Origin of the sequence: Nonomuraea sp. NPDC049141, from assembly GCF_040648415.1 — a bacterium.
In the GTDB taxonomy this organism is placed as follows: domain Bacteria; phylum Actinomycetota; class Actinomycetes; order Streptosporangiales; family Streptosporangiaceae; genus Nonomuraea.
The window spans coordinates 1-4,676 of sequence record NZ_JBEZDR010000076.1 but is presented as its reverse complement, the minus strand read 5'-3'; the positions used below and the strand labels follow the sequence as shown (position 1 = coordinate 4,676).

Annotated in this window: 1 protein-coding gene; it reads right to left on the bottom strand. The window is 71.0% G+C overall.

Annotated features, from left to right (window positions below; all coding sequences use genetic code 11):
* Positions 1-4,628: SDR family NAD(P)-dependent oxidoreductase (locus AB0B91_RS64170; RefSeq protein WP_358342819.1), on the bottom strand; the 4,628-nt coding region annotated here is incomplete at its 3' end.
* Positions 4,629-4,676: the final 48 nt, after the last annotated feature.

The following is a 4,676-nucleotide window of genomic DNA, read 5'->3' as shown; positions in this document are numbered from 1 at the left end:
AAGGACGACGCGAACACCGGGAACGCGTCGTACAACTCCCGACCCATACCCGCGCGCTGCGAACCCTGACCCGTGAACAACACCGCCCGACGACCCGCCGACACCACACCCGACACCGCCGGCCGACCCTCGACCACCGCCGACAGACCAGCCACCAACTCGTCCACCGACGAACCCCACACCACCGCACGATGCTCCAACGCCGCCCGCGACGTCACCAACGACCACGACACATCCACCGGCGACAGACCACGACCACGCACGAACGACGCCAACCGCCCGGCCTGACCCACCAGAGCACGCTCCGAACGGCCCGACACCACCCACGGCACCGGCAACCCGACCGCGCCCCCGGACGACGCCGGGGCAGGCTCGCCAGCCGGCAGCGCCACAAGAGCCGGCTCCGGCTGCTCGATGATCACGTGCGCGTTGGTCCCGGAGATGCCGAACGACGACACACCCGCCCGCCGGGGACGGCCAGCACCCGGCCACTGCCGGGACTCGGTCACCAGCTCCACCGCACCGGACGACCAGTCCACGTGCGACGACGGCGCGTCCACGTGCAGGGTCGCCGGCACCACCCCGTGCCGCATCGCCAAGATCATCTTGATGATGCCCGCCACCCCGGCAGCCGCCTGCGTGTGACCGATGTTCGACTTCACCGACCCCAACAACAACGGCACATCCCGACCCTGCCCATACGTCGCCAACAGGGCCTGCGCCTCGATCGGATCACCCAGCGTCGTGCCCGTACCGTGCGCCTCCACCACGTCCACGTCGGCGACACCCAACCCGGCATTCGCGAGGGCCTGCCGGATCACCCGCTGCTGCGACGGACCGTTCGGCGCCGTCAACCCGTTCGACGCGCCGTCCTGGTTCACCGCCGTGCCCCGCACCACCGCCAGGATCCGACGGCCGTCACGCTGCGCGTCCGACAGCCGCTGTACGACGAGGACGCCGACGCCCTCGCCCCACGCGGTGCCGTCCGCCGACTCGGCGAATGCCTTGCAGCGGCCGTCCGCCGACAGCCCGCCCTGGCGGGAGAACTCGATGAAGGCGCCCGGGGTGGCCATCACCGTCACGCCGCCGGCCAGGGCGAGGTCGCACTCGCCGGACCGCAGCGCCTGCGCCGCCAGGTGCAGCGCCACCAGCGACGACGAACACGCCGTGTCCACCGTCACCGCCGGCCCCTCGAACCCGAACGAGTACGCCACCCGACCCGACAGCACGCTCGTGGCGTTGCCGGTGAGCAGGTGTCCGCCGACCTCCTGGGCGCGACCCACCGAACCGCTGGCGTACCCCTGGAAGCTCGCGCCGGCGAAGACGCCGACGGCGCCGCCCCTCAGGCTGGTGGGGTCGATGCCGGCCGACTCGAAGGCCTCCCACGAGGTCTCCAGCAGCAGCCGCTGCTGCGGGTCCATGGCGAGGGCCTCGCGCGGCGAGATGCCGAAGAACGCGGCGTCGAACTCACCGGCGTCGTAGACGAAGCCACCCCTGCGGACGAAGGACGTGTCGGAGAGGCCGTCGTTGAGGAAGCCGTCCCAGCCCCGGTCGAGGGGGAACTCGGAGATGCCGTCGCCCTCGGCGCAGAGCAGTTGCCACAGTTCGTCCGGCGATGCGACGCCGCCCGGAAGGCGGCAGCCCATCCCGACGATCACTATCGGGTCGTCGTCCACGGCGGTGATCCGGCGCTCGGCCGGCGCGTCACCCGGTGCGCCGAGCACCGCCTCCCGGATGAAGGCGACGAGGGCGGCCGGCGTCGGGTGGTCGAAGACGAGGGTGGAGGGCAGGGCGAGGCCCGTCTCGGCGGTCAGCCGGTTGCGCAGCTCGACGGCGGTGAGCGAGTCGAAGCCGAGGCGCTGGAACGCCCGGTCGGGGGCCACCGCCTCGACGGTGGCGTGCCCGAGCACCGAGGCGACCTGGGAGCGTACGAGGTCCAGGAGGGACGCCTCGACCTCCGTCGGCGTCAGGGCCGCAAGCCGCTGGCGGAGCGCGGAGGCCTGATCGGTGGGAGCGGTTTCCGCGCGGGCCGCCGCCTCGATCGCCGACTGGGCTTCGGGGATTTCGGTGAACAGGCGGGACGGCCGCAACGCCGTGAACGACGGCACAAACCGATCCCACCGCACATCCGCCACCACCACATCAGACTCACCACCCTCCAACACCCCCTGCAACGCCACCACCGCCAACTCCGGCACCATCCCCGGCAACCCACGCCGACTCAACTGCTCACCCGCCACCCCCACCGCCATACCCGCCTCAGCCCACGGCCCCCACGCCACCGACGTCCCCACCAACCCACGCCCACGCCGCGACACCACCAACCCATCCAAAAACGCATTCGCCGCCGCATACCCCACCTGACCCGCCGAACCCCACACCCCCGCAATCGACGAAAACACCACAAACGCATCCAAATCCAAACCAGCCGTCAACTCATCCAACACCACCGCACCACCAACCTTCGCCCGCAACACCTCCTCCACCTCACCCACACCCACCTCACCCAACGACGTCAACTGCGCCGCACCCGCCGCATGCACCACCGCCCGCAACCGCTCACCCGCACCCACCAAATCCCCCAACAACCCCGCCACCGCACCACGATCCGCCACATCACACGCCACCACCGAGACCCGCACACCCAAACCCTCCAACCGCCCCACCAACTCCCCCACACCCGGCGCACCACCACCACGCCGACTCACCAACACCACATGCTCCGCACCCACACCCGCCGCCCACACCGCCACCCGCGCACCCAACGCCCCCGTACCACCCGTCACCAACACCGTCCCCGACAACCGGAAACCAACCCCACCAACACCCGCCGAAGAACCCGCACGCACCAACCGCCGCACAAACACACCCGACGACCGCAACGCCACCTGATCCTCACCACCAGACGACGACAACACCCCACACAAACGACCCCACACACCCCCACCCAACAACACCGGCAAATCCACCAAACCACCCCACCGCAACGGCACCTCCAAACCCACCACCCGACCCAAACCCCACACCGCAGCACCCGCGGTCAGGTCGGTCAGGGGCTCGGAGCCGTCCACGGAGACCGCTCCCCGGGTCAGCCACCACATCCGCCCCTGGACCTCGGTGACCGCCAGCGCCTGCGCCACGGCCAGCGCCTCCACGACGCCCGCACCGGCCAACGACATCAGCGAGATCAGTCCGGCGACCGGCTCCCGGTTCTCCGCCGCGCCGGCCAGCCGGCGCGCGATCTCGTCGCGCTCCAGCACGTCCAGCACCACCGGGACCACCTCGGCGCCCCGCTCCGCCAGCCCGGCCAGCAACGGGTGGTCCTCCTGGCCGGGAAGCATCAGCACCAACCAGGTGCCGGTCAGGTTCTCGTCCCCGGTCGTGTCCTGGCGTCGCCACACCACCCGGTACCGCCAGGAATCCACGACCGACCGCTGCTGGGCGGCCCGCCGCCACTGCGCGAGCTTCGGCAGGACCGCGCTGAACGGCTCGTCCGCGCCGACGCCCAGTTCGCCGCCGACCAGGTCGGGGTCGCCGGACTCCACGGCCGCCCAGAACCGCCCGTCGAGGGCGTCGTCGTGCGCGTCCCGGCGGTCAGCGGGCGCGGGCTCCGGCCAATACCAGGTGTGCTCGAAGGCGTACGTGGGCAGGTCGACCACGCGCGGCCGGGCACCGGTCTGGCCGTGGTACGCCGCCCAGTCCACCGGCACACCCGCCACCCACAACTGCCCCAGCGCAGACGTCAGCGCCCCGACCTCCGGCTGATCCCGCCGCGACACCGCAACCCGCCGCACACCCGCGTCCCCGACGATCTCCGCCACCATCGCCGTCAACGTCGCATCCGGACCCACCTCCAGGAACGTGTCGACGCCCTGCTCCCGCAGAGCCGCCACCCCGTCGGCGAACCGCACCGCCTGCCGCACGTGCCGCACCCAGTAGGCGGGGTCAACCAACTCCAGCGGCTCCGCGACCGCGCCGGTCACGTTCGACACCACCGGCACCCGCGGCGACTGCCACGACAACCCCGCCACCACCGACGCGAACTCATCCAACATCGGATCCATCAACCGCGAATGGAACGCGTGACTGACCGAGAGTTCCTTGACCCGCCAACCCCGCTCGCGAGAAGTCCCCACCACCACCGCAACCTCGTCGGCGGCACCCGACACCACCACCGACGCCGGCCCGTTCACGGCCGCCACGTCCACCGCAGCACCGGTCACACCGATCAGCTCAGCGACAGCCTCCTCCGACGCACCCACCGCCGCCATCACGCCACCAGCCGGCAACGCCTGCATCAGACGACCCCGCGCCGCCACCAACACACACGCATCAGCGAGGGAAAGCATCCCCGCCACGTACGCGGCCGTCACCTCACCGATCGAATGACCCGCCAGGAAATCCGCCCGCACACCCCACGACGCCAACAACTCCCACAACGCCACCTCCACCGCGAACAACCCCGCCTGCGCGAAGACCGTCTGATCCACCAGAACGGCCTCGGCACTGCCCGCCTCCGCGAACACCACCTCCCGCAACGGGCGCGGCAACAAACCATCGAACTGGCCACACACCGCGTCAAAGGACGACGCGAACACCGGGAACGCCTCGTACAACTCCCGACCCATACCCGCGCGCTGCGAACCCTGACCCGTGAACAACACCGCCCGACGACC